This is a genomic window from Gynuella sp., assembly GCF_050297175.1.
Lineage (GTDB): Bacteria > Pseudomonadota > Gammaproteobacteria > Pseudomonadales > Natronospirillaceae > Gynuella.
The window spans coordinates 95,899-119,188 of record NZ_JBNKSF010000017.1 but is presented as its reverse complement, the minus strand read 5'-3'; the positions used below and the strand labels follow the sequence as shown (position 1 = coordinate 119,188).

Sequence of the window (23,290 nt, the reverse complement as noted above, 5' to 3'; positions counted from 1 at the left end):
TTACTGATAGCTCACCGTACTGATCATAGCCAGACAGGTTGTTGCGGTTATTTGTGAATTCAGCGGGTAAATGGATGTGTCAGTGCCATTTGTCTGTTGACAGGTACCCTGGAAAAACTGCAGTGATTCCTGGTACCCGAAACCGCATTGGCCTCCCGTCAATGCAGATGCATCCCTGCATCACCCAATGAACCCGATTATGGGTCATAAACCATGATAGCTGTCTATGATGCTGACAGGCCATAAACGCGCCTGCTGTTTTCGTACATATGTTCGTACAGGCCAAAACAACAAAAATACGGCATTCGGCAGGTAGACGTACCTCATATAGTAAGGAGAGACAAACATGCGAGACAATTCACTCGATCAACAAATCCTCAGCACGATAGATGGTACCAATGGTGCCGATCAGCTTAGCGGTACCGATGGTGACGATAGCCTGAATGGAAAATATGGAAACGACTTTATTGACGGTGGGGAGGGTGATGACCTCTTGGATGGTGGCAGCGGTGACGACATCCTCAATGGCGGAGCCGGCCAGGATACCCTGAAAGGTGGCACTGGCAACGATATTCTGAACGGCGGTACTGGTGACGGGGACATCCTCGAAGGCGGCCAGGGCAACGATACTTACCAGTTCAACCTGGGGGATGGCAGTACCACGATCAATAACTATGACACCGATATAGATCACTACGATGTGCTGCAGTTTCTGGAAGGAGTCAATGTTGATGATGTTGCCGTCAGGCGCGATGAAGACAATCTGCTGCTAACCATGATCAGCACCGGAGAGGTTATTACCATCAGCCACTATTTTGATAGCAGCGATGAATACCTGATCAGTGCATTTCGTTTTGCGAATGGCACGGAATGGGATCGTGATGCCATCTTGTCGATGTCCATGCAGGGCAGCGAGGCTGACGACACTCTGTACGGTGATAATTCCGGCAATGTGATTTCCGGTCAGTCCGGCAACGACATCATTTACGGTAATAACGGTCACGACCAGTTGTCTGGCAACGATGGTAACGACACGGTTTTTGGCGGCTATGGTAATGACACCCTGGATGGTGGTGATGGTAACGATATTCTGCATGGCGACAGCGGTGACGATAACTTGACCGGTGGAGCGGGTCAGGATGAACTGTATGGTGGCGACGGCTATGACACACTGCGTGGTGGTGGCGGTGATGGCGACTATCTGGAAGGCGGTCAGGGTAACGATACTTATCAATTTGGCCTTGGTGACGGCAACACCACTATCAACAATTATGACACAACCACTGACCATACTGACGTATTGCAAATGCTCGCAGGGATCAATCCCGAGGATGTCACCGTCAAACGTGAGGACGATCATTTGCTGCTGATATTGAAAAATGGTGAAGTCATTACCATCAGCCATTATTTCGATGACAGTGCTGCCTATGTACTCAATGTCGAATTTGCAGACAATACCGTCTGGGATTTCGATACCATTCAACAAATGTCCATGTTGGGTACCGACGGCGACGACATACTGATCGGTTCTTTTCACAGTGACAGTATTTCCGGTCAGGCGGGTGACGATATCATTTTTGGTGGTTTTGGCCATGACCATCTGTACGGTAATGAAGGCGACGACACCTTATACGGTAATAGCGGTCGCGATACTCTGGAAGGCGGTGAAGGAGACGATACCCTTTACGGTGGTAGGAACGATGACGTACTGCAGGGTGGTGATGGACAGGATTACCTCAGTGGTGATGAAGGTAACGATATTCTGCGCGGTGGAGCCGGTGACGGTGATATCCTGGTGGGCGGCCAGGGTAACGATGTTTACCAGTTTGCCATCGGCGACGGCAACACCACCATAGATAACCAGGACAACACAATTGGTCATCACGACATTCTGCAGTTTCTGGAAGGTGTTGAAGCCGATAACGTGCTTGCCCGTCGTGATGGTGACAATCTAGTTCTGACCATTATCAGTACTGGGGAAGTCATTACTGTAACCAGCTACTTTGACGCCAGCCAGGAATACGTGCTTGACGAAATCATCTTTGCCGATGGAACGACCTGGGACATTTCAACAGTCAAACAACTCGTCATTCTGGGCACCAGCGGCGACGACATTCTTATCGGTTATGATGGCAATGATATCCTGGATGGCCTTGATGGCAACGACACCCTCTACGGTAACGGCGGTGACGATACGCTCACCGGCGGCGCCGGTAACGATGTTCTGATCGGTGGTGCCGGCCAGGATATTCTGGATGGTGGAACCGGAGACGATATCCTGCGCGGTGGTGCGGGTGATGGCGACATCCTGACCGGTGGCCTGGGCAACGACACCTACCAATACGATATCGGTGACGGCAATATTACCATCAATAACGAGGATGCGGGTGAAGACCACTCGGATACTTTGCAGTTTCTGTCCGGTGTATCACCTGATGATGTTGAGGTACACCGTGAGGGTAATAACCTCTATCTGACCATTGTCAGTACCGGTTCAGTGATTACTATCAATAATTATTTTGATACCAACAATACTTACGTTATCAATAGTATTGTGTTTGACAATGGGACCGTGTGGGATATCACAACGATTCAGCTAATGTCGATGCAGGCCACACCTGACGACGATATTCTACTCGGCTTCGAAAGCGATGACGTGATCCATGGTGGCGGCGGAAACGATACCATTTATGGTAACAATGGTAACGATGTCCTATATGGTGATGAAGGCAATGACATTCTCGATGGCGGTGCCGGTCACGATAGTTTATATGGTGGTATCGGCAACGATATTCTGATCGGTGGGGAATATCTCGAAGGCGGCCTTGGTAATGATACCTACCGCATCTCGCTGGATGACGGTAATGTCATCATCAACAACTACGATACTGACGTTGAACATGTCGATATCATTCAGTTCCTGGATGGCATTTCTCCCGACAACGTAACTGTTTACCGGGAAGGTGACAACCTGTATCTGACCATCGTCAGTACTGGCGCTGTTATCACTATCAATAACTACTTCAATACCAACAATGCTTACGTTATCAACAGCATTGAATTTACTGATGGCACCGTTTGGGACATCGATACCATTCGCATTCTTTCCATGCAGGGAACGGATGGTGATGACAATCTTCAGGGTTTTGAAACCGACGATGCTATTTCCGGACAAGGCGGAAACGATACCATTCATGGTTATGACGGTAATGATACCATTTCCGGTAATGACGGTGATGATATTCTCTACGGCGATGCCGGCAACGACATTCTGATCGGTGGTGCAGGTAACGACAGGTTGTATGGTGGTGCTGGTGACGATACTCTCAATGGTGGTTCATACCTTGAGGGCGGCCTGGGTAATGATACTTACCAGATTTCCATCAACGATGGCGATGTCATCATTAATAACTATGACACGACCATTAACCACGTCGATATCATTCAGTTCATGGAAGGTGTCAACCCCGACGACGTTACGGTATATCGAGAAGGCGATAACCTCTATCTGACGATCATCAGCACCGGGGCTGTTATCACCATTAACAATCATTTCAATACCGATAATAATTACGTGATTAACAGTATTGAATTCGCCGACGGTACCGTCTGGGATATCGAACAGATTCAAATCCTGTCCATGCGGGGCACCAATGGTGACGATAATCTGGTGGGTTTCGATTCCAATGATGAGATCTCTGGCCTGGGTGGAAACGATACGATTCACGGTGGTGCCGGAGATGATTCTCTCTATGGCAACAGCGGCGATGATTTTCTTTACGGTGATGACGGTAATGATTTCCTCGATGGCGGTGAAGGACTTGATCATCTTTACGGCGGCGCAGGCAACGATGTCTTGCGTGGTGGTGCCGGTGACGGCGATATTCTGGAAGGTGGTCTGGGTAACGATACCTACCAGTTTACGATCGGTGATGGCGATGTCATCATCAATAACTACGATACCAATATCAATCATACCGATATTATCCAGTTCCTGGATGGCATAAGCCCGAATGACGTTGATGTACATCGTGACGGTAATAATCTTTATCTCACGATCATCAGCACCGGAGCAGTGATTACCGTCAACAACTATTTTGACACCAGTAATGCTTATGTCATACATCATATTGAATTTTCAGATGGCACTGAATGGAGTATCAATGATGTCCGCTTAATGTCGATGGAAGGTACCGAAGATAATGATACGATTCTGGGCTTTGAGACGGATGACAGCATTTCCGGCCTGGGAGGCGACGATACCATTTATGGTAATGCTGGAGACGATACCATTGAAGGTAACGATGGAGACGACATCATCTATGGGGGAGACGGTGCAGATACCCTCAATGGTGGCGATGGTCAGGATATTCTCTACGGTGAGGCTGGCAATGATACCCTTATCGGTGGTGAAGGCCAGGATGAGCTCTACGGCGGTGACGGCAATGACATTTTGCGCGGCGAGGGCGGTAATGGAGACGTGCTGGTAGGTGGATTGGGTAATGATACATACCAATATGGTTTGGGTGATGGCCACACCACGATCAACAACTACGATACCACTACCGGCCATACAGATACTTTGCAATTCCTTGAGGGTATCGGTCCGGATGACATAGTGGTTCTACGCGAAGACGATAATCTTTATCTGACCGTTATCAGTACTGGTGAAGTTATCACCATCAACAACTATTTCAACACCAACAATGCCTATGTACTAACCAGTATCACATTTGCTGATGGTACAGTGTGGAATTTGGACCATATCAAGCTGCTCTCACTCCAGGGAACCAGTGGCAGCGATAACCTGACTGGTTTTGAGACCGACGACAGTATCGATGGTCTCGGTGGCAATGATGTTATTTATGGTGGCGGTGGAAACGACACGCTCTCCGGTGGACAAGGTAATGACACCATCTACGGTGAAAACGGTAACGACACCATTGATGGCGGAAGTGATCAGGACGAACTGCATGGCGGTACAGGTAACGACATCATCAGCGGTGGCAGTGGTCAGGATAGACTTTATGGTGATGATGGCAACGATATTTTAAGAGGTGGGGAAGGTCATGATGACTACCTGGAAGGTGGACAGGGTAACGATACCTATCTATATGGTATCAATGATGGAGACACCACCATCAACAACTATGATACTGCCGTTGGTCACACAGATATTCTGACATTCCTGGAAGGTATAAACCCAACGGATGTAACCATCAGACGTGAAGGTGATCATCTGTATCTAACCATTGCCAGTACCGGTGCAGTTATTACGGTCAGCAATTATTTCCAAACGAATAACTACTACGTATTAAGCAGTATTGAGTTCGCTGACGGAACGGTCTGGGATGTCGATACCATAAAACAAATGTCCCTGGCGGGTACCGAAGGGGCTGATACTATTCTCGGTTTTGACATGGATGATACCATCAATGGCCTGGGTGGTGACGACAACGTCCAGGCTGGGGCAGGCAACGATACCATTACCGGTGGCGATGGCAACGATACGCTCCACGGTCAGGATGGCAATGACCAGCTCGAAGGTGGTGCAGACCAGGATGTCATTTATGGCGAGGCCGGTAACGACACCCTTCACGGAGGTGATGGCCAGGACCAGCTCTACGGTGGAGCAGGTAACGATATTCTACACGGCGGTACCGGTCACGACGATTATCTCGAAGGTGGTCTGGGCGACGATATCTACCAGTTTGCACTGGGCGACGGTGACACTACGATTAACAACTACGATACCACCAATGGTCACAATGATGTACTGCAATTCCTCGAAGGTATTCATCAGGAAGACATTACTGTTACTCGTATTGATAACCATCTGTATTTGACGATCGCCAGCAGTGGCGAAGTGATTACCATATCGAATTTTTTTGATAACAACGATCGATATACTCTGAGTATCGAATTTGCTGATGGTAATTCATGGGATGCAGCCATTATTAAATCATTGTCCATGAAAGGTACCGAGCACGCCGACACGATCATCGGATTCGATACTGATGATGTAATATCCGGTCTCGGCGGTAACGATACTATCTACGGACGCGGTGGCAACGATACGATTTCTGGTAATGATGGCAACGATACGCTTTATGGCGAACAGGGTAATGATACTCTGGATGGTGGCAATGACCAGGATTGGCTAAGTGGCGGTGACGGCAATGACATTCTGAGCGGCGGCGATGGTCAGGATAAACTCTACGGCGATGCAGGCAACGATGTGCTCGATGGCGGAACCGGCCACGGCGACTATCTTGAAGGTGGTCTGGGAGATGACACCTATATTTTCGGCCTTGGTGACGGTAACACCACTATTAATAACTACGATACCGCTGTCGGTCACAACGATGTGCTCAAGTTCGAGACTGGAATCGACGCCAGTGATGTAACCGTCAACCGCGAAGGCAATGATTTACAGTTAACCATTGTCAGCACTGGGGAAGTGATTACGGTCAATAATTATTTCGTCACCAATAACCGCCATGTCTTGAGCATAGAATTTGCCGATGGTAGCGGCTGGGATGTTGGGGCTATTCAAAGAATGTCCATGCAGACCACGGAAGCAGCTGATCATATTCTTGGCTTCGATACTGACGATGTGATCTCAGGTCTGGGAGGCAATGATGTCATCAACGGCGGGGCCGGTAACGACACCCTGTCTGGCGATGACGGTAACGATACCATCGATGGTGGTGACGGTAACGATATTGTTAATGGCGGTAACGATCAAGATATTCTGACTGGCGGCAACGGAAACGATATTCTGAACGGAGGTAGTGGTCAGGACAAACTTTATGGTGGTGCTGGCAATGACGTTATCCGTGGCGGTACCGGACATAATGATTACCTGGATGGCGGCTCCGGCGATGATACCTATCAGTTCATGACAGGGGACGGCAACACGACCATTAACAACTATGATACTGGTGTTGGCCACAATGACGTACTGGAATTCCTGGAAGGGATAAACCCGGAAGATGTCAGTGTCAAACGCGACGGCAACAATTTGTATCTCACGATCTCAGGTACTGGAGAAATCATTACGATTTCCAATTATTTTGCGACCAATAACTACTACGTTCTGAGTGCAATTGAGTTTGCTGATGGGACCCGCTGGAGTGTCGAAACTATTCAGCAGATGTCACTAGAACAGGCTACCGAAGACGCAGATACTCTGCTGGGATTTGATTCCGACGATATCATCGTTGGTCTGGGTGGAAATGACAATATTCAAGGGGGAAGCGGTAATGACTCCCTGAGCGGCGATGCCGGCAACGACACTATTTATGGTCAAGATGGTAATGATACTCTTCATGGAGGAGGTGACCAGGATACCCTTTATGGGGGTAACGGTAACGACACCCTGTTCGGTGATGGAGGCCAGGACAAACTCTATGGAGGAGGAGGTAGTGATACTTTACGTGGCGGGTCCGGACACGATGATTATCTTCAGGGAGATGGTGGCGACGATATTTATCAGTTTGATATCGGTGATGGAAATACCACCATCAACAACTACGACACTTCCAGTAACAACAATGACACCTTGCAATTCCTTGATGGCGTCACTGCCGATGACGTTACCGTTAACAGAAACGGCAATAATCTTACTCTGACTGTCGGCAGCACCGGTGAAATAATAACCGTCAGTAATTACTTTGCCTACGGTAGCTATACGTTGCAGAACATTGTGTTTGCCGATGGTACCAGTTGGGACCTTAACAAGGTTCAGGTGTTGTCATTACAAGGTACCGATCTCGCAGATACGATTAACGGTTTCAACACCCACGACACTATTGCCGGTCTCGATGGCAACGATATCATCAACGCCGGCAATGGTAACGACACAGTCAACGGTAACAATGGTAATGACACGCTCCACGGCAATGCTGGCAATGACACTATCTATGGTGACAGCGGCCGTGACACTCTGTACGGCGATAAGGGCAATGATGTTCTCTATGGAGGCTCTGGCAAGGATGTACTCTATGGTGGTGATGGCAATGACATCTTACGTGGGGGCAGCGGTAATGGGGATCATCTCAATGGCGGCAACGGAAATGATACCTACCTCTTCGGACAGGGCGATGGCGATACCACCATTTACACTTACGACTATATCGCCAGCAGTAGCCAGTATTCCGATACTCTGCAATTTATGGAAGGTATCTCGCCCGATGACATCAGTCTCAGTCGCTCCGGGAACAATCTGATTGCCATGATTACAACTACAGGTGAGACCATTACAATCCAGAATCATTTCAAGTATACCAGTGGCAAATGGAGCACTCGCCGTTATCGCCTTGATAACATCCGTTTCGACGATGGTACCAACTGGAATGCAGCGACACTTGATCGACTGGGGCCCACAACGCTGGCCAGCGCACAAGAAACAACTGCGGAGGAAATGGACACCAGCACCCTGGCAACCCGCCAGTTGGATCAGCTCATTAACGCCATGGCCACTTTCAATGTTGCCGAAGGCGCAGGTAACGTGATGCAACAGGATGAACAAGAGGCACTGAAGCCACTGCTGGCGGTCAGTTCGCAATAGTTTTCTTTCATTGAGAGGCTGCCCTGGCAGCCTCAATTTGTGAACCTAAAATTCAAACAGCTTTTTCCAGATGGTAACAGAATTCCCAAATAATTATTTTCTCTAACAAAACAAGGCAAAAGAGAACCTATTGAAAAATGTTCTGTTATTTCGTTGATAAATTTTTCTAAAAACAAAATCGCACTAATACTGAGATTTAAGAGGCCTCTGAAAAAGGCCGTATTCACTATTTCTTTCCCAGCACTATATGAATGAAGGAGTAGTAATACATCAGATCCATTTTCAGCGGATCAGCTGAAAGTCATAAAATTTATCTGTAACATTTTTGTAATAATCAATATTGCGATAGATCAAGTCAGAAATTTTTTCTCACTCCGGCTATTGAAGTATCAAAGAAAGCTTTTTTAAACCAGATATACGTAGCAACCCAATACCCATTCTTATTTATGACTTTACATTCATCATATAGTTATCAAGATAATATTTATTAAATGCCAATCAGACCCGATTGAATTGAGAACTGACACACAAAAAATAGTTATTATCCTGTCAGTCATACTTTTTTCCTGTTGGCGCTAATAGCCAGAGTTACTAACATTTTAATAACGGCAATCAGAACTGATCAAAATGATAAATTGATCACAATACTGAAAAATAACTGAAAATCGGATGAATAAGCGCAATGTCTAAGTCCACTCGAAAAACATGGCTCAATATCAGTTTTGTCAGCCTATCGATTATCTGGCTCTTACTGATGATGACCACTACCAGCAATGCCGGCAGCTTGCTGACGTTCGGACCTTAAAAAAACGAGAAGGTCAGCCGGTCTGATGGCTCTTTGCTTTTGTCACCATAACTTCTGCCTGCTCCAGTTGGTCACTGATTTGCGCTGGATACGGCTTAGCCCAGGTAGGAGGGCGGTGATAACGACCCACTACTGATGCCATAGTGAAAAATGCCAGTAATGACCAAGCTACTTTATCCACATCAATTAAAACCAACGCCAGTATCATTACCAGAATATCCAACGCCAATGTGGTCTTACCGGCATGAACGCCAAAGCATTTTTCAATATACAGCACCATGACGTTGAATCCTCCCAGTGACGACTGGTGGCGAAACAACAGAATCAACCCAAAACCAATCAGCAGCCCTCCCAAAATTGCCACGATGGCAACCTGATCGATCTCAATATGAACAAATCGCCGCATCAGTTCGCTTAGTAGCGTCAGCAATGACACGCTGATAAAGGTTCTAAGGGTAAAACCCAATCCCATTTGCAGGTAAGAAAATATATAGAAGGGAAGGTTGATGGTAAAAAACAGTAGACCGAAGGAAAAGGGGGTAATTTGGATCAGAATCAGACTCAGGCCGGCTGTCCCGCTGATCAGCAACCCTCCGACACTGAGTAGATGAATGCCCAGGGCAACCAGAAAACAGCCTTCCACAATGGAAAGCCAACGATGAAATATTCGCATGTTCCGCTCCTCTAATCCACTTGGGCTTTTGGCCGCCGGGGATATTTATCATTTGTCTTTTGGACAGTGATGATTGTAAAGAAGCGGATGAGTAATACACCAGAGATATTTTGCTGAGATGTACTCACTCAATATGATGAGGACCGACAGTATCAGATCTGTCAGCACCTTTATTTACCAGTGCTTGCCGTCTTTGCTCAGCAATGGCCGATACAGTTCCGGACGCCGGTCCCGAAAAACCCCCCAACCTCGACGACTCTCGGCACAAGCATCCAAATCCAGGGTATGTACCAGCACGGACTCTGTGACTTCATCCGCCTCACAGACTTTGGCTCCAAACTCATCGGTGATGAATGATCCCCCATAAAAGGTGATCTCTGAATCTCCCACCTGCTCCCGGCCTATTCGGTTGCTCACGACAATCGGCGTCACATTGGCGGCCGAATGACCCTGCTGAGTACGTTGCCAGTGATCTTTACTGTTAATGCTTGAATCATGCGGTTCACTACCAATCGCTGTGGGGTAAAAAATGATTTCTGCGCCCATCAAAGCAAGTGCTCTTGCGGTTTCCGGGAACCACTGATCCCAGCAAATGCCGATACCGATCGTACCGTATCGGGTATTAAACACTTTGAAGCCACTGTCTCCCGGAGAGAAATAAAATTTCTCGGAATATCCGGGGCCATCGGGAATATGGGATTTACGATAGACATCGGACACACTGCCATCAGTATCGATTACAACGACTGAGTTAAACAGGCATTGTCCAGCTTGCTCATAAAATGAAATGGGTAATACGACAGACAGCTCTTTGGCAATATTCTGGAAATGACGAATAGCGTCGTTTTCGGCGGCCGTCCGGGCGAACGAGAAATACTCTTCATGTTGCTGCTGGCAAAAATACACACGCTCAAACAGCTCTTGCAACAGTATAATCTGTGCACCTTTGGCAGCCGCTTCGCGCACCAGTTTCTCAGCATTACGGATATTCTCTTGAACATCCCAGGTGCAACTCATCTGGGTGGCAGCAACAGTCACTTTACGCATATCACTATTCTCAACAGATCTGGTGAAACGGGCATTATGGTAGGCAGAAGGGTAATTACAACTTAAATTCGACAAAATCACCAAATCCCCACTACACTGGATACCATACTATCGAATGGCCTTATCCCCAGTGGAATCATTAAAGTAATAATGTCGAAACCCAATCACACTCGCCCAGCATTCCCATCTCTCAATACCGAGTATAGAGGTTATACCTTACTGGAAATTATCGTTTCCATTGCTCTTATTGGCATACTCGCCTCCATTGCACAACAGTCGTATAACGCTTACTTTGACAGAGTGGACAGAAACAAAGCCATCAGCGACATTAAAATCATATCAACCTTAATTACCGCCTACGCCATGGACAGTGGCGGAGAGTTTCCAGACTCTTTGGCAGATGTAAATGCGGATGACTATCTTGATCCATGGGGCCATCCCTATCAGTACCTCAATATTGCCAACAAACGTGGCAACGGACATAACCGTAAGGATCATAATCTGGTTCCGATCAACTCAGACTATGACCTTTACAGCATGGGGAAAGACGGCGAAAGTGTTGGGCCTTTGACCGCCAAAAAAAGCCAGGATGACATTATTCGCGCCAATGACGGCAAATTTATAGGCTTGGCATCTTCGTATTAGTAATTGCATGAACATCACATTTTTCAGCAGCAAACTGGCTAAAAAAACTTTTTTGTTTTTAATATTGGCGGCTTTCGCCCCTCTGGTTGTGATTATTCTGATCACTTACAGCCAGTTCACACTGATGATTGAACAGCATGATCATGACCAGTTAAAAAACGTCGCCAAAGAAAACGCTCTGTTGATATACGAGAAATTATCGTTTTCACGGCAATTACTCGCGCAACTCCAACCCACTGAACATCTGGAGTTTCAGCAGAGTTACTTAAAACTGTATTTTTCCGCACTGGCAGAGGTACAGCCGAAGAAACGCCAGTTATTCTGGGGACACGTAGATGATCGTTTACTGGATCAGGTACTACAGGTTTCCGATAAACAATTACTGCTGGGCCACGATACTGATCACAGCGATATCTATTTGATTATGCCGTCCGGAATGGTCGCCAAGGTGAATCCAGCTTATCTGTGGAATGAGACAGCAACGGTTCTGAACAGCCAACCCTGTATTCTCACTCATAATTACCTGCCGATACACTGTCCTCAACATACCAAGATGAAACCATGGCAGGAGAAGCTACAACAGGCCATTCGCCAAAAACATGATATCTTTTTCTGGCATGAGAACGACAGTACTACGATGTCATACTACTGGACATTGTTTATGGGGCATGAGTTTAAGGTCAACAACTGGATTGTCATTGCCGAGAAACCAGTCTCTGAAAGACTCACTGTGATCAATCAGTTTCGCAACATTTCTTTTTCAGTGATCGCACTGGCGATCTTAATGGTAATCCTGCTGGGTTCGATCCTGATTCGCAAGAACCTTGATGTCATCACCCAGCTTATTCAGGGAACTCAAAGAATTAAACAACGAGACTTCGGTCATCAGATCGAGGTCCCGGGCAATGACGAGTTTTCCCAGTTGGCCGATGCCTTTAACAGCATGTCAGACAATCTGTATCGTTCTACCCGGGAATACACCGCCTTCGCCAATATAGACCGCAGTATTCTGGAATCCGTTTCCGGCGATCATATTATCGCCGCCATTTTTAACAGTCTTTACCAGATTGCACCGTTTCATGAGCTTATGATGGTCAACCTGACCAGACAAAACAGTGAGCTGAACAGACTTTATTACCAAAAAGGCTCAACCCATCCGATTCTCACTGCAACAGAAGAGCTGGAATTAACATCGGCGCTGGACCAACTGCCACATAACCAGCTGAGTTACTATTCGGAAATAAGCCATGACCTGGAGCCATTGATTTCACTGTGGCAACCAACCTCAAAAACCATTTGCGCGATACCAGTGACCCGGCAGGATCGCCCACTGGCATTTATTTTTGCAACACTGACGACGGCACAACCACTGGAAACTACCATTACAGCTCAGGTGTTGAACTTCTCACAACGAACCGCTGTCGCCCTTTACGCGCTGGAACGGGAAGCCGTTTTTAGGCACCAGGCCAAATACGACGCTCTGACTGATATCCCCAACCGGGTCACTCTGGAGCATCTCTTTAGCACGCTGTTAAACACACCGGATACGTTTGGCGCATTTCTATTCATTGATCTGGACCGTTTCAAAAACATCAATGACACTTACGGCCATCTACTTGGCGACTCACTGCTGAGTAAGGTTGCCAACCGGATTACCGGCTTGCTGAACAAGCGGGAGACGGTGGCCAGGCTCAGTGGGGATGAGTTTGCTGTGCTCATCGCCGGATCAACGGAACAGGATATCGAGCAACGGGTCAAGGATTTATGCAACAGCATAGTCAATGCGATTACCACTCCATTTCATATTGATACGCACGCTTTTCACGTTGGCGCCAGTATTGGCGTTACGCTGGTGCCGCAACATGCGAGTGATTTTCCGGAAGCTTTGCGATGTGCCGATACCGCAATGTATGCGTCAAAGAAGAAAGGCGGAAATTGCTTTACCTTGTATACACCCGAAATGAGTGAATACCATATCAAAAGGACCGTTCTGGAGCGCAACTTGAGAAGTGCAATCGATGAAAAAAACATCACCTTGCACTACCAACCCAAAGTGCTGTCATCCAATTATGCGGTATCTGGTTTTGAAGCCCTGCTGCGTTGGAATGATCCCATTTACGGACCCGTTTCTCCTTTTGAGATCGTCACGCTGGCTGAGGAAATCGGACTGATCACTGATCTCGGGAATCTGATTCTGGAACGGGCACTAACGCAATGGCAGCATTGGATCGCACAGGGTTATCAACCAGGTTCTCTAGCTGTCAATGTTTCTCCTTTACAGCTTCTGTCGAAAGAATTCATCAATGTACTGGCGGATATTCTGCGTCAGAATCCATCAGTTTCAACCAAAAACCTGCAGCTGGAAATCACAGAAGGCGTCATGATGCACAATGTCAGTCAGGTGCTGAAAACCCTAGCGGATATTCGTAAACTGGGCATCAGAATTGCCATTGATGACTTTGGCACCGGCTACTCATCACTGTCCTACCTGATCGATATTCCCGCAGACATACTGAAGATCGACCGAAGTTTCGTCACCAAAGTTGCCAGTGAGGAAAAGCCCGCTTCCCTGCTTGGAACAGTGATCAACCTCGGTCACAGCCTGGGTTATGAGATCGTCGCCGAAGGGGTTGAGACCCAGCAGCAGGCAGATTTTCTAAAATTCTGCCGGGTAGAACAGTTACAGGGGTATTTATTCAGCAAAGCCTTGCCGGTTAGCGAGGTGGAAGCTCTGTATCTGAAAAAATCTCCCGCTCAATCTCTCTGACAAACCCTTTCTGTTCATCGATCTCTTCAGCTGCCAATCCTACCAGTTCATAAGGAAATACCAGCCAGTCTTCTGATTTATGCAGGCTGTAATAGGGAGTCAGTTGAGTCTGATTACGCGATGGATGTTCCCACAAAGTTGCTACCCGGACATCCTGGGGCATATTCCGCTTCAGATGCTGTTGCAACCGATCGATAACCGCCGCCACAGAGCGACCCGTATTAAAAACATCATCAACGATCAACAGACCATCATCAGCATTCAGACTTTCCAGCAGATATTGCGTGCCATGCACCCGGACTCTTGGAGTGGCACTGTTGGGGTCATAGGAAGTCCGCAGGGAAATATGGTCAGTCTTCACCCCCAGAGTCTGCAAACATTCCTGTACGTAAATACCAACAGCACTACCACCACGCCAGATGCCGGTAATGAAACTGGGCCGAAAACCACTTTCAAATATTTGTACACCCAACCGAAAGGAGTCCTCGATCAGAGCCTGTTCGTCGATAAATCGCTTCATGGAGTTGTTGTTCCGAAAAATAGACCATTAATGATAGAGTACATTTTCATTTCGTTGAACCGTCGGAATTATGGCAGAAAAAGTTTATTTAACCGCGCAGGGGTTGCTGGAAGACTCTATCCGGCTGGGCGCCAAAGTAGTCAAAAGTGGATTTAACCCTTCATTCATCATCGCCGTATGGCGCGGTGGTGTTCCTATTGGCATTGCTTTACAGGAATATCTTGAATATCGGGGTATTCAGAGTGATCACATTGCCATTCGCACGGCCTCTTACAGTGGCATTGATCAACAGGCCCGTGAAGTACAGGTTTTCGGGCTCAATTATCTGGTTAAAAACGTCGAACACGATGATCGTCTGCTGATCGTTGATGATGTTTTCGATACCGGCCGTTCCATCGAAGCCATTATCGATGAACTGCAACGGCGGGCTCGTCTGAACACTCCGAAAGATATTCGGGTGGCCGTGCCGTACTACAAGCCCAGCCGCAATGAAACCGGACGGGTGCCTGATTATTATCTGCACGAAACAGAAGCCTGGCTCAAATATCCTCACTCCCTTGAGGGTCTCAGCAAGGAGGAAATCCGGCAGCACCGACCCGAGCTTTACCAAATTATGGAGTCCCATTTATGATTCGGATCGTTCCAATGCAGGCAGCCCATCAGGCGGCAGTAGCGGCACTCGAAACCACCGCAGAACAGCGGGATTTTGTCGGCAATATGGCCGACCTGCTGCCGACGCTCACACCGGACCAACGACCCTTCGTTATCCTAATGGAGCAAGTTGTCATCGGTTTTTTTGTGTTGGACGATGACTACCCCAATCGTTATGAATTCGCTCACGTACCTGAAGTTGGAGTTCGGGCGGTGGTCATAGATCACCGTTATCAGGGCAGGGGACTGGGCAGCCAGGCAATGCAAAAGATGGTCGAGCTTAATCCGGAGCAGACAATGATATTAACCGTTAACTGCCGGAATATTGGAGCCTATAAGACCTATATGCGGGCTGGTTTCAGGGATGATGGAGAGCTTTATCTTGGCGGGCCAGCCGGACCACAGCATATTCTGCGCTATGGCCCGGAAAGAGAATAAACCGCATCAGCAGAACTGATGCGGTCGATGTGCAACTACCCCTGGTTGGTAAAGTAATCGCGCACCATGTCTGCAGTCAGTATCTGTGGTAAGACTGCAGCACGCTGTTCTCCGGCTTTGAACATCAAATACAACGGTACACCGTTACGCTCATATTCGGCGATCAGCTGATCGATTTCCGGACTGGGATTGGTCCAGTCGGCTCTTAACAACTGTACATCATTGTCGCGCACCATCTCTTCAAAATTATCGCCCGACAGTGCAACCCGCTCGTTGACCTTACAGGTGATACACCAGGCTGCCGTAACATCTACAAACACCGGTTTACCATCGGCCAGGTGCTGTTGCAGCAGACTGGCAGAATAGCTTTGCCACTGAGTTGGAGGGCTGGACAGGTTAAACATTAAAAACAATCCGGCTACAGCAGAGCTCCAGCGCAGCGTCTTTTTAAACCATTTTTTGCCATTCCCTTCTTTATAGACGGCGTTTAGCATCGGCCAGGTGGCAAACGCGACCAGTACTATTCCCATCAGTACTTTAAACTGGGCGTCAGAACCTCTTAGTTCAGTGAGTACCCACAACAACCAAACTGCTGTGGCAAACAAAGGAAACGCCATGACCTGCTTGAATACATCCATCCAGGCACCGGGCTTAGGCATTTTATTGGCTAAACCAGGCACATAGGACAGCAACAGGATCGGTAACGCCAGCCCCAGCCCCATCACTGCAAACACCGATAAGGAAAAATAAACCGGCTGTGCCAAAGCAAAGGCAATGGCCGTCCCCATAAATGGAGCGGTACACGGCGTGGCCACCACAGTAGCCAGTACTCCGGTGAAAAAGGATCCGGAAAGCCCTTGTTTCTGCGTCAAAGACTGACCAGCGCCCATGAAGCTCTGACCAATCTCAAACACTCCCAGCAACGACAGACCCAGCAACATGAACAACAGAATCAAAAACACAATAAATGCCGGTGACTGCAACTGGAATCCCCAACCAACCCAGGTGCCGAACTGACGGATGATCATCAGCACTGCGGCTACACCGATAAAACTGACAACGACACCCACGGTATAAACCCAACTGTGTCGACGGACTTCACCAATGTCGGCCCCGAACTGGGCAATTTGAATAGCCTTTAGAGACAGAACCGGAAATACACAAGGCATGAGGTTCAGAATCAAACCTCCGATCAGTGCCGCAAACAATGCACTGATAAAGCTCACACCCGACAAATCCGTACTGGTATCCGCTGCCGCAACCGTACCCGCAGATCCTGTATCCAGCATCAGAACATCACTGCTGCTCGTAGTTGCAGTATTGGCGGCGACTTTAAGAGTATCGCTGATAACTGCCTCATCAGCAGCGCTGTTAATGGTAATGGTCTTTTTCTGTGGAGGATAACAGAGGCCATCATCCGCACAGCCCTGATAGGAAATACTGGCCGAATATGGAAATTGCAGAGCGGACAGTGGAATACGAACAGACATGGCATTGTGATAAACCACCATGGTTTCATCGAAATTGGGATCGTACTTTTCTTCCCAATTGTCGGCGTACACAATGTCACCTGCCTTGCTACTGCTCTGTTTCAGCAGGAAACGATCTTTGTAAAGGTAATAATGAGGAGCGATCTGCCAGTCAATCACCAGAGCATCCTGATCCAGATAAGTCAGCATTTGAAATGCATCATCCACATCCAGAAAAGAATCTCCTTCCGCCCAGGCTTTGGGCATGAATAGCAGGGCAGAGAAAAGACAAATAATAGAAGCCAGCGAGCGCATGAAAATTCAATCCACCGTTTAAAGTAATCAATAATAACCAAGTGGCTTAAATTAAAGCTTAAATCATACCTGCCGTCAGCCGATAAATCGTAAAAGGTGGTGAGGTTTCACATTATCTGGTTACAATAAATAAAGTTTTAAAGCTAACTTTTAACTGGCGCACACTTAGGAGGCGGCATGAATCTCATATGTCCTCATTGCTTTACCCTCAACCGCATTCCCATTGATAAATCATATGCCTCTGGTAAATGTGGCAAGTGCCATCAGACTCTTCACACTGGTCATCCAGTTACTCTCAACGATCAGAATCTGGAATCATATTTAGCGAAAAACAGCCTGCCTGTGATTGTGGATTTCTGGGCAGAGTGGTGCGGCCCCTGTAAAATGATGGCCCCCATTTTTGGTAAACTGGCCTCTGAGCAAACCGAACGACTGTTTGCCAAAGTCGACACCGACGCCAATCCTCTCATGAGCCAACGATTTAATATCCGCAGTATTCCAACAATTATTGCATTTCAGAATGGCCACGAGATCAACCGATTGAATGGTGCACTTCCGGAAAACCAGCTCAAGCAATGGTTAACCCAAACATTCCAAGGGTAGCTGCGGCCTTACACACAAGCAGAGTGAAACCAATCACCTAACGATCTTTTCGAAGCTGAAGTACACACATTGCCGGCCGGGTCAGCCAGTTGGACCACCCGCGCTCGCAGCTTTGATGATGTGTTACCGGGCTAACAGATATGGTTTGACCGAACTCAATTGTACACAAGATCATCATTACCAATCGCACGGCCAAATATGTCACCAGTAGCCCAATAGCCGTGCCGGCTTTGGCAACCACAAGCCACCAGTCAAGGGGGAATGGAAGACGCATCAGCAAACCAACGCCGGCAAAGGTAATAGACATAATCCAGGTCAGAGAAAACATCATCATAATCGCCCGGCTATGATTCTGACTGAGCAGTAGATCCGTCAACAGGGCGATCATCCAAACCAACGCGAATGTCGCGTAACACATGGCCAACAGGGTACTCGGATGTATCCAGGCCATGTATAACATCATGGCAATGGCAGTGGTTTCCAGTATCTGCGAGCACCAGATAACAAACTGATTTCGGCTGGCCGAAAACAAAAACACGGTCAGACACAAATACAGAGTGAGCTGTAACCAGGCCGGCTGACCCACAAATTCGAAATATGCCCGTTCCGCCTGCCAACCTGAAGAAAACAAATAGGGTGGGAGTATCAAACAAAGCAATACGGCCAGATGGGCCAACATCTGTTTAATTGTATGGTTCATAATCATTATCCATAAATATTCAGGTCAATCACCGGCGTCTGCGGCGGTTATCCTTTTGGTGACAGGGCTGTCATTTTTGGCGGTTTTCACCATCCCAAATCCAGCCCAATTACATGGATCGCCAGACTAATCCCTGATCTTGGCAAACTCTTTATCCAGTTCGAACTTACGGGAAGTTACATAGCTTTCCATGTCCTCTACCCGACGCACAGCCCGTTTCAACCGGTCGGACACCCGTTGCAACCGCACGTTGGCGCTATCACTATTCTTAAATACTTTTTTGGGGCGATAACGACGGCAGCGTTCATCATATTCGTACTCGACACGATGACCGGATGAACGCTTACCAAGGAAAACCCACAAAGCAATGTAGGCAATAACCGTGAAGCCACCCAGGAAAATAAATCCGGCGATAAATACGAGCCTGACAACCCAGTTATCAACTTCGAAGTTGTCTGCAAGTCCGGCACACACGCCTCCCAGCAGACGTTCTTTGGTATTACGATAAAGATTCTTGTCCCAACCGTCTATTTTGCGCTGAGCCAAACTATATTTACGATGATGTTTCATAATTCACTCCTTGCTCAACCTGATGATATTCAGGCTATTTGTTCGTCTGATTTTTATGTTGACGCCAATCCGGGGCGTCAACATCTAATATTCGTTCAAGAGCATCAATGCGGTCTGTCAGGCGGTCAGCAATCTGTAACAGATCTTCCAAACTCTGCCTCTCATCTTCATTGAGTCCCTTCACTGCCCTGTTCTTGCTCCGGTAGTGCATAACGATCCAGATCGGTGCCACCAAAGTCATAAACAGAATGGTAGGAACGAAGAAAAACACTGGCATACTCATAAGCAATTTCCTTTACCATCATTGATTAACAAAGCTTACTGATCCTTCTCTGACACTTTGGTCTTCAGCTTTGCTTTCAAACGTTCCAATTCGTCATTCACAGCATCATCGTTGGCCAATGCATCAATTTCAGATTTCAAATCGGACTTCACATCCATGCCCAGATCCATGGCTTCCACCTGTCCTTCAAGGTTATCCATGCGACGTTCAAAATGTTCAAACTTGGAAAAAGCATCATCCAAAGCTGCCCGGTGAGTCTGACGCTTAACTTTCATCCGGTGTTCAACGCTGGCTTTTCGCATCATTACAGCCTTTTGTTTGGCTTTGGCATCATTCAGCTTACTCTGTAACTGAGATATTTCCTCACTGAGATGATTGAGATGTCCATCCAGTTCTTTCAGTTCAGACTCAACCAGATTTACTTCCTGCTCAACTTCACGCTTCTCAGCAAGTGCTGCACGGGCAAGATCCTCACGACCCTTGTTAATCGCCATTTCTGCCTTGGATTCCCATTCACGGGCTTCCTCACTCAAACGCTCCAGGCGACGACCGGCAGTTTTACGATCAGCAATCACCCGTGCTGAACTGGAACGCACTTCAACCAGGGTTTCCTCCATTTCCTGAATGATCATACGGATCATTTTCTGTGGATCTTCGGCTTTATCCAACAGAGCACTGATGTTGCTGTTAATAATATCTGTCATTCTTGAAAAGATGCCCATGGCAGTCTCCTTAAATTATTCGGCCATTAGAAAAAGTAACTTGATGTCTCATTGGTCGGTGCGGAACTTCATCGCCAGATGGGTCAGTAGTACGATCAAACCCAAAATCCATAAGCTTGTTGTCAACGCGATTAACCACCCGATAACCAGGCTCAATAGCAACGTCACGACAAACATAATGAGAAAGATCGGCCAGTTGATCCTCATGGCTGCGGCTCCTTTGTTAGTTATATCTGTGCTATATCAGAAACCATGCCATTTTTATAACTATTTGATTTATAAGAGTTTTTTATTTTTTGACCAATATTGGGTTTGTTTTTATGGTTTAAAAAACCTATAAATGGCAAAAATAACCACACATATTTGGTGTTATTGACCATGGAAAGAGATATCCAGAGAGTTATCGGCAGCTCATCGATATTGGCTGCCACCCTTGATCAAACTTCCAGATTGGCGGCCGTCAACCGACCCATTCTGATTATGGGAGAGCGGGGTAGTGGTAAGGAGCTGATTGCGGAACGGCTGCATTTTTTATCCGAACGCTGGGAACAACCTTTTATCACTCTGAATTGCGCCGCAATTAGTGACGAGTTGATGGAAAGCGAGTTATTTGGTCATGAGCCTGGAGCCTTCACCGGTGCCACCCGTATACATCATGGCCGGTTTGAACGTGCCGACGGAGGGACTTTATTTCTGGATGAATTGGGCACCATGTCGGCAAAATTACAGGAAAAACTGCTCAGGTTGATTGAATATGGTGAATTTGAGCGGCTCGGCAGTCAGAAAACCCTTCGAGTTGATGTCAGAATCATCGCTGCAACGAATGCCAACCTTCGTGATATGGCAGCACAGGGAGAGTTTAGAGATGATCTTCTGGACCGCCTGGCATTCGATGTCATCCATGTCCCGCCATTACGGCAGCGACTAGAGGACATACCGGAATTGGCAGAATATTTTGCCTTGAGACTCTCCTCAGAACTAGGCTGGGATTACTTTCCGGGCTTTACCCAGGAAGCAATGAACAGTCTGCTTCAATACCATTGGCCTGGCAATATTCGCGAATTTCGTAATGTCGTAGAACGCTCGGTATTCCGTACCGGTCAAACAGAAGAAAAAATCGACACCGTGATTATTGACCCTTTCCAAAGCGATCAAAGCAAACCCGTTATATCGGTGCCGATGGTGCCAGTGGACATGGAAGAAACCCATCAACCATTTAAACAGCAAGTTGAAAACTTCCAGAAACAATTGTTGATGAATGCACTCAAACGTCACCAATATCATCAAGCCAAAGCAGCTGAAGAACTACAGCTCAGTTATGACCAAATGCGCGGGCTCATTCGCAAATTCAAACTGAATCAATGACGGAACAGTTGTGGTTTTTATGTTTGAATCGTGGTTTTTATATTTGAATCAAATAGTATTGCGAGACGATCTTAAACCGACCGTCTCTGCAGAAATGATCAGAAAACCGTATCGTCTTCGTAATTATAGGTGTTGGCAACGTTGCCAGTGGTAACAGTGTAGTCTGTCTGATCAAAATCAACCGTGGCAGTTTGCCCACCTGCTGTGATTCGAATGGTACCATCCACCGGATGACTCAGACTACTGGTAGTAGTTGGTGCGTCATAAATGACTGAATCCAGGGTTTCAACTTTCATCGAGCCGCCGACACGCTCTTTATCATTATCTGCCTCGTAGTAAACCTCTATATAAACAGAATAGTTTGCATCCACTTCCAGTGTGTTATTTACCGTATTCAGAGACATGGAATTATTCAGATCAGACAGGTCGTAAAGGAAACCAAATGAATAATCATGGCCTTCATTGCTGCCATCACCGACATAGGTTATCTCGAGATTGCCGGTCGAGGTGGATGACAACGCAGTGAACGCATTGCCAGAGGACTGCCATGACACCGAGTCAGATAAACTGCCGTTAATCATACCCTCGACACTGATACCATCAGAACTTTCATTGCTTCGACAATCACTGGCCACCAGAGAGGCATTCACATTGCCACTGCTTTGGTCTTCTGCAACATCACCACTGAAAGAAACAGATACCGAACCCGAGTCACAGGCCGATTTATCATTCTGATTAAAGGCCGTGCGAGCCATTTTTCTGGCCAGCATTTGAGAGGAGTTATTCAGCGAACGAATGGAGATTTTATCTGCTGACAAATCGCCCTGAGCAATTGATAGTGAAGTGGTTGTACCGGCATTGGTCGCCAGAGTGTCGTCCAATAACGCCTGAGCGGTGGAATCGGACAGGTTCATTTGCAGGTTACGCTTAAAGTTATCACTGTTGCTGCTGTCACTGGAGTTACACGCAGTCAGCGTCACAATAGAAAAACATGCTGCGGTCAACAGCAATTTCTGGTGAGTCATAATTATTCCTTTGTGCGTTAAAAAGCCATAGTCTCAACCGGGAAAAAACAAATTCTTCCAGATCAATTGTCCACAATCATTATAGTTAGATGGCGTGACTCAAAAATGAACAGGCTAACG

17 protein-coding genes are annotated in these 23,290 nt (G+C 47.2%); 7 read left to right on the top strand and 10 right to left on the bottom strand.

Annotated elements, in window-relative coordinates; translation table 11 throughout:
- Positions 1–346: 346 nt before the first annotated feature.
- On the top strand, positions 347–8,572 hold the full coding sequence (locus ACQY6I_RS06785) for a calcium-binding protein (protein WP_428240713.1): 8,226 nt from the start codon (positions 347–349) through the stop codon (positions 8,570–8,572).
- An 818-nt stretch (positions 8,573–9,390) separates the two neighbouring features.
- Here the strand turns inward: ACQY6I_RS06785 and ACQY6I_RS06780 are convergent.
- Both ACQY6I_RS06780 and aguB read right to left on the bottom strand, forming a co-directional pair.
- Positions 9,391–10,050 (bottom strand): YitT family protein, encoded by a 660-nt coding sequence (locus tag ACQY6I_RS06780; protein ID WP_428240712.1) that lies wholly within the window; start codon positions 10,048–10,050, stop codon positions 9,391–9,393.
- Between the two features lie 174 nt (positions 10,051–10,224).
- On the bottom strand, positions 10,225–11,097 hold the full coding sequence (gene aguB / locus ACQY6I_RS06775; protein ID WP_428240711.1) for an N-carbamoylputrescine amidase: 873 nt from the start codon (positions 11,095–11,097) through the stop codon (positions 10,225–10,227).
- 150 nt (positions 11,098–11,247) lie between these two features.
- On the opposite strand from aguB, the gene ACQY6I_RS06770 reads away from it, so the two are divergent.
- Both ACQY6I_RS06770 and ACQY6I_RS06765 read left to right on the top strand, forming a co-directional pair.
- Entirely contained in the window at positions 11,248–11,742 is a 495-nt protein-coding gene (locus ACQY6I_RS06770; RefSeq protein ID WP_428240710.1) for a prepilin-type N-terminal cleavage/methylation domain-containing protein, read from the top strand.
- Between the two features lie 7 nt (positions 11,743–11,749).
- Positions 11,750–14,509 carry an EAL domain-containing protein gene (locus tag ACQY6I_RS06765; RefSeq protein ID WP_428240709.1) on the top strand — a complete coding sequence of 920 codons (2,760 nt, stop codon included), beginning with the start codon at positions 11,750–11,752 and terminating at the stop codon, positions 14,507–14,509.
- On the opposite strand, the gene ACQY6I_RS06760 is transcribed toward ACQY6I_RS06765, so the two are convergent.
- A complete protein-coding gene (locus tag ACQY6I_RS06760) occupies positions 14,457–15,029 on the bottom strand; it encodes a phosphoribosyltransferase (protein ID WP_428240708.1) in 573 nt (190 codons plus the stop codon). The genes ACQY6I_RS06765 and ACQY6I_RS06760 overlap by 53 nt on opposite strands.
- 70 nt (positions 15,030–15,099) lie before the next feature.
- On the opposite strand from ACQY6I_RS06760, the gene ACQY6I_RS06755 reads away from it, so the two are divergent.
- Positions 15,100–15,660, top strand: a complete 561-nt coding sequence (locus tag ACQY6I_RS06755) for a phosphoribosyltransferase (RefSeq protein WP_428240707.1) — start codon at positions 15,100–15,102, stop codon at positions 15,658–15,660.
- Positions 15,657–16,118, top strand: a complete 462-nt coding sequence (locus ACQY6I_RS06750; RefSeq protein WP_428240706.1) for an N-acetyltransferase family protein — start codon at positions 15,657–15,659, stop codon at positions 16,116–16,118. The genes ACQY6I_RS06755 and ACQY6I_RS06750 overlap by 4 nt, the downstream gene beginning before the upstream one ends.
- A gap of 35 nt (positions 16,119–16,153) precedes the next feature.
- Here the strand turns inward: ACQY6I_RS06750 and ACQY6I_RS06745 are convergent, their stop codons facing one another.
- Entirely contained in the window at positions 16,154–17,902 is a 1,749-nt protein-coding gene (locus ACQY6I_RS06745) for a protein-disulfide reductase DsbD family protein (RefSeq protein WP_428240705.1), read from the bottom strand.
- Between the two features lie 177 nt (positions 17,903–18,079).
- Between ACQY6I_RS06745 and trxC the strand changes: the two genes are divergently transcribed.
- Positions 18,080–18,505, top strand: a complete 426-nt coding sequence (gene trxC, locus ACQY6I_RS06740) for a thioredoxin TrxC (protein ID WP_428240704.1) — start codon at positions 18,080–18,082, stop codon at positions 18,503–18,505.
- Between the two features lie 37 nt (positions 18,506–18,542).
- On the opposite strand, the gene ACQY6I_RS06735 is transcribed toward trxC, so the two are convergent.
- From ACQY6I_RS06735 to ACQY6I_RS06715, 5 genes are all read right to left on the bottom strand, one after another.
- A complete protein-coding gene (locus tag ACQY6I_RS06735; RefSeq protein WP_428240703.1) occupies positions 18,543–19,205 on the bottom strand; it encodes a hypothetical protein in 663 nt (220 codons plus the stop codon).
- A 126-nt stretch (positions 19,206–19,331) separates the two neighbouring features.
- Positions 19,332–19,775: a PspC domain-containing protein gene (locus ACQY6I_RS06730; protein ID WP_428240702.1), complete on the bottom strand. Its 444-nt coding sequence runs from the start codon at positions 19,773–19,775 to the stop codon at positions 19,332–19,334.
- A gap of 34 nt (positions 19,776–19,809) precedes the next feature.
- Positions 19,810–20,058 carry an envelope stress response membrane protein PspB gene (gene pspB / locus ACQY6I_RS06725; RefSeq protein WP_428240701.1) on the bottom strand — a complete coding sequence of 83 codons (249 nt, stop codon included), beginning with the start codon at positions 20,056–20,058 and terminating at the stop codon, positions 19,810–19,812.
- A 35-nt stretch (positions 20,059–20,093) separates the two neighbouring features.
- Positions 20,094–20,780, bottom strand: a complete 687-nt coding sequence (pspA, locus tag ACQY6I_RS06720; RefSeq protein ID WP_428240700.1) for a phage shock protein PspA — start codon at positions 20,778–20,780, stop codon at positions 20,094–20,096.
- A 48-nt stretch (positions 20,781–20,828) separates the two neighbouring features.
- Positions 20,829–20,987: a hypothetical protein gene (locus ACQY6I_RS06715; protein ID WP_169748918.1), complete on the bottom strand. Its 159-nt coding sequence runs from the start codon at positions 20,985–20,987 to the stop codon at positions 20,829–20,831.
- Between the two features lie 171 nt (positions 20,988–21,158).
- Here ACQY6I_RS06715 and pspF point away from each other — a divergent pair, with 171 nt between their 5' ends.
- Positions 21,159–22,145 carry a phage shock protein operon transcriptional activator gene (gene pspF, locus ACQY6I_RS06710; RefSeq protein WP_428240699.1) on the top strand — a complete coding sequence of 329 codons (987 nt, stop codon included), beginning with the start codon at positions 21,159–21,161 and terminating at the stop codon, positions 22,143–22,145.
- 98 nt (positions 22,146–22,243) lie between these two features.
- On the opposite strand, the gene ACQY6I_RS06705 is transcribed toward pspF, so the two are convergent.
- The gene (locus ACQY6I_RS06705) at positions 22,244–23,170 is read right to left on the bottom strand and encodes a hypothetical protein (RefSeq protein WP_428240698.1); all 927 of its coding nucleotides are present in this window, start codon (positions 23,168–23,170) and stop codon (positions 22,244–22,246) included.
- Positions 23,171–23,290 lie beyond the last annotated feature (120 nt).

Coding starts and splice junctions, on each gene's coding strand:
- aguB (WP_428240711.1), bottom strand. CDS start 11,097: ATGCGTAAAGTGACTGTTGCTGCCACCCAGATGAGTTGCACCTGGGAT.
- ACQY6I_RS06705 (WP_428240698.1), bottom strand. CDS start 23,170: ATGACTCACCAGAAATTGCTGTTGACCGCAGCATGTTTTTCTATTGTG.
- pspA (WP_428240700.1), bottom strand. CDS start 20,780: ATGGGCATCTTTTCAAGAATGACAGATATTATTAACAGCAACATCAGT.
- ACQY6I_RS06755 (WP_428240707.1), top strand. CDS start 15,100: ATGGCAGAAAAAGTTTATTTAACCGCGCAGGGGTTGCTGGAAGACTCT.
- pspF (WP_428240699.1), top strand. CDS start 21,159: ATGGAAAGAGATATCCAGAGAGTTATCGGCAGCTCATCGATATTGGCT.
- ACQY6I_RS06715 (WP_169748918.1), bottom strand. CDS start 20,987: ATGAGGATCAACTGGCCGATCTTTCTCATTATGTTTGTCGTGACGTTG.
- ACQY6I_RS06750 (WP_428240706.1), top strand. CDS start 15,657: ATGATTCGGATCGTTCCAATGCAGGCAGCCCATCAGGCGGCAGTAGCG.
- ACQY6I_RS06785 (WP_428240713.1), top strand. CDS start 347: ATGCGAGACAATTCACTCGATCAACAAATCCTCAGCACGATAGATGGT.
- ACQY6I_RS06760 (WP_428240708.1), bottom strand. CDS start 15,029: ATGAAGCGATTTATCGACGAACAGGCTCTGATCGAGGACTCCTTTCGG.
- ACQY6I_RS06765 (WP_428240709.1), top strand. CDS start 11,750: ATGAACATCACATTTTTCAGCAGCAAACTGGCTAAAAAAACTTTTTTG.
- pspB (WP_428240701.1), bottom strand. CDS start 20,058: ATGAGTATGCCAGTGTTTTTCTTCGTTCCTACCATTCTGTTTATGACT.
- ACQY6I_RS06780 (WP_428240712.1), bottom strand. CDS start 10,050: ATGCGAATATTTCATCGTTGGCTTTCCATTGTGGAAGGCTGTTTTCTG.
- ACQY6I_RS06745 (WP_428240705.1), bottom strand. CDS start 17,902: ATGCGCTCGCTGGCTTCTATTATTTGTCTTTTCTCTGCCCTGCTATTC.
- ACQY6I_RS06735 (WP_428240703.1), bottom strand. CDS start 19,205: ATGAACCATACAATTAAACAGATGTTGGCCCATCTGGCCGTATTGCTT.
- ACQY6I_RS06770 (WP_428240710.1), top strand. CDS start 11,248: ATGTCGAAACCCAATCACACTCGCCCAGCATTCCCATCTCTCAATACC.
- trxC (WP_428240704.1), top strand. CDS start 18,080: ATGAATCTCATATGTCCTCATTGCTTTACCCTCAACCGCATTCCCATT.
- ACQY6I_RS06730 (WP_428240702.1), bottom strand. CDS start 19,775: ATGAAACATCATCGTAAATATAGTTTGGCTCAGCGCAAAATAGACGGT.